Here is a 2,386-nt window from a genome sequence, read left to right as displayed (position 1 = left end):
CGAGCGCGGCGCGCACGGCGTCGAGGTCGAGGCGGCCGTCGTCGCGCCGGGGGCGGTGGCCGTCGGCGGCGGGCGGGAGGAAGACGAGCTTGACGTAGGAGTCGGCGTGGGGCGACGGCTCGAAGGCGTCGAGCCCGGGCCCGCCGACGACGACGCGCACGAACGACGGCGAGAGGCGTTCGGTGCGCAGCACCTCGGCGACGAGCGGGGCGGGACGAGGACGGGCAGGCGCGTCGGTCACCGGGTCACCGTAGTCGCCGCGCCTGTGGGCCGCCGGACCGCTCCGTCGTGCGTGCGGTCGCCGGCCGGCGCGGCGTCAGCGGTCCTCGGCGGCGCGGTCGAGGTCGGCGTCGAGGTCGGCGTTGAGCCGGATGAGCGCGTCGGCGAGGGCGCGGCGGTCCTCGGTCGACCAGCGCCGCAGGATCTCGTCGTAGACCTCGGCGCGGACCGCACGGGTGCGCGCGAGGGCCTCCTCGCCGGCGGGGGTCGCGGTGACGACGGCGCGGCGTCCGTCGGTGCTGTCGCGGCCGCGCGTGACGTACCCGTCCTCCTCCATCGCGACGACCTGGCGCGTGACGGTCGACGCGTCGAGCCGCAGGCGGTTCGCGAGGTCGTTGATGCCCGACGGGCCCGCGACCGTGAGGTGGCGCAGGGCGATGTAGGCGGACCGGTCGAGCGTGCCCTCGAGGCGGCTGCTGCGGCGCCGGTTGCGGTCGGCGAGGCGGAGCAGGAGTGCGACCTGCTCCTCGACGTCGGGGACGGCGTCGTCCATGGCGGCGACTCCTTCACTAGATAGATGTATGATACAGATAATCCCGCCGACGCTCGTCTACCCGAGGATCCGCATGGCCTCCCGCCACCACGAACCGCACCGCACCGCCATCTACGCCACCGCCCTCACCGCGTTCTTCGCGATCGCCGGCATCGCGATCGTCGACCCGATCCTGCCCGCCATCGGTGCCGCGATGGGAGCCACGACCTCGCAGGTCGAGCTCCTGTTCACCGCGTACATCGCCGTCATGGCCCTCGGCATGATCCCCGCCGTGCTGCTCACGGGGAAGTTCGGCTACAAGAAGATCCTCGCGACCGGCGTGAGCGTCGTCGCGGTCGCCGCCGTCGCGGCGTCCCTGACCGGCGGGATCGGCGCCCTCTCCGCGCTGCGCGGGCTGTGGGGCCTGGGCAACGCCATGTTCTTCGCGACCGCGATGGTGCTGCTCGTGTCCCTCGCGCAGGACCGCGAGTGGGTCGTCGAGCTCTTCGAGACGTGCGTCGGGCTGGGCTTCGCCGTCGGCCCGCTCCTGGGCGGGCTGCTCGGCCAGATCTCGTGGCGCGTGCCGTTCCTGCTGTGCGGCCTCTTCATGCTCGTCGCGCTCACGCTCTCGGTGACCCGGCTCAAGGACCCCGCCGAGCCGCCCGCGCCGCTGCGCCTCGGCCAGGTGTTCACACCCTTCCGCCGGCCCGCGTTCGTCGCGCTGTGCGTCGTCACCGCGACCTACAACTTCGTGTTCTTCGTCGTGCTCGGCTACACGCCCGTCTTCCTGGGCCTCGACGTCGTCCCGCTCGGGCTCGTCTTCACCGCGTGGGGCATCGGCCTCGCGGTCGGCATCCTCGTCGTCGGGCACCGGCTCGCGCACCGCCTCGGTGCCGTGCAGACCGTCGGCCTCGCCGTCGTCGTGCTCCTGCTCGCGCTCGTCGGTCTCGCGACGTCCGGCGGCACCGCGCAGTCGGTCGCCGTGCTCGTCGTCGCCGGCGTCGCGATGGGCGTCGCCAACGCCAACCTCACCGACCTCGCGCTCGCGACCGGCTCGCCCGACCGCCGCGTCACGACCGGCGCGTTCAACCTGGTCCGCTGGGGCTTCGCCGCCCCCGCGCCCGTCGTCGCCGGGCTGCTCGCCGAGCACGCGAGCCCGACGTCGCCGTTCTGGGTCGGCGTCGGCGTGCTCGCCGTGGGCGTCGTCGCGTTCCTCGTCACCGGGCACGTCATGGCGCGCAGCGTCGGTGAGCGCGTGCTGTGGCAGCGCTGGGACCGCGGTGCGCGCGCCGTCGAGCGGACGCCCGAGGAGGCGCTCGGCGAGGTCGTCTGACCTCACACGCGCTCGCCGGCCAGCAGCCGGGTGCCGAGCGCGTCGACGCTGGACGCCACGTCGGACAGCACGACGACGCCGCGCCGCGCGGCACGGTCCAGGCCGACGAACGACGCGAACCCGCCCGTCATGCCGTTGTGCCAGGTCGTCGTGCCGACGTCCGTCGAGCGGGTCAGCCAGAACAGGCCGACCCGCTCGGTCGCGTCCAGGTCCGCACGCGGGTCGAGCGCCCACGCGCCCGGCGCCGCACCGTCGAGCAGCGCCGTCAGCAGCACCGCGAGGTCGGCCGTCGTCGACCGCAC

At 74.4% G+C, this 2,386-nt stretch carries 4 protein-coding genes; 1 reads left to right on the top strand and 3 read right to left on the bottom strand.

The genetic code is table 11. The features are described from left to right. A partial coding sequence (locus tag HGA02_RS16560) for a siderophore-interacting protein (RefSeq protein ID WP_343035548.1) occupies positions 1–241 on the bottom strand: 241 nt, incomplete at its 3' end. 75 nt (positions 242–316) lie between these two features. Then, complete coding sequence (locus HGA02_RS16555; RefSeq protein WP_168680225.1) at positions 317–772, bottom strand: MarR family winged helix-turn-helix transcriptional regulator; 456 nt, start codon at positions 770–772, stop codon at positions 317–319. 28 nt (positions 773–800) lie between these two features. On the opposite strand from HGA02_RS16555, the gene HGA02_RS16550 reads away from it, so the two are divergent. Beyond that, positions 801–2,084: an MFS transporter gene (locus HGA02_RS16550; protein ID WP_246247959.1), complete on the top strand. Its 1,284-nt coding sequence runs from the start codon at positions 801–803 to the stop codon at positions 2,082–2,084. Between the two features lie 2 nt (positions 2,085–2,086). Here HGA02_RS16550 and HGA02_RS16545 read toward each other — a convergent pair. Beyond that, a partial coding sequence (locus tag HGA02_RS16545) for a serine hydrolase (RefSeq protein WP_168680224.1) occupies positions 2,087–2,386 on the bottom strand: 300 nt, incomplete at its 5' end.

The sequence above is a fragment of the Cellulomonas septica genome (assembly GCF_012396155.1).
GTDB classification, from domain to species: domain Bacteria; phylum Actinomycetota; class Actinomycetes; order Actinomycetales; family Cellulomonadaceae; genus Cellulomonas; species Cellulomonas septica.
The sequence above is the reverse complement of the archived record's forward strand: the minus strand, read 5'-3'. Positions and strand labels throughout refer to the sequence as shown.

Excerpts from the sequence above, each read along its gene's own strand:
- HGA02_RS16555 (WP_168680225.1), bottom strand. The coding sequence starts at position 772 with ATGGACGACGCCGTCCCCGACGTCGAGGAGCAGGTCGCACTCCTGCTC.
- HGA02_RS16550 (WP_246247959.1), top strand. The coding sequence starts at position 801 with ATGATACAGATAATCCCGCCGACGCTCGTCTACCCGAGGATCCGCATG.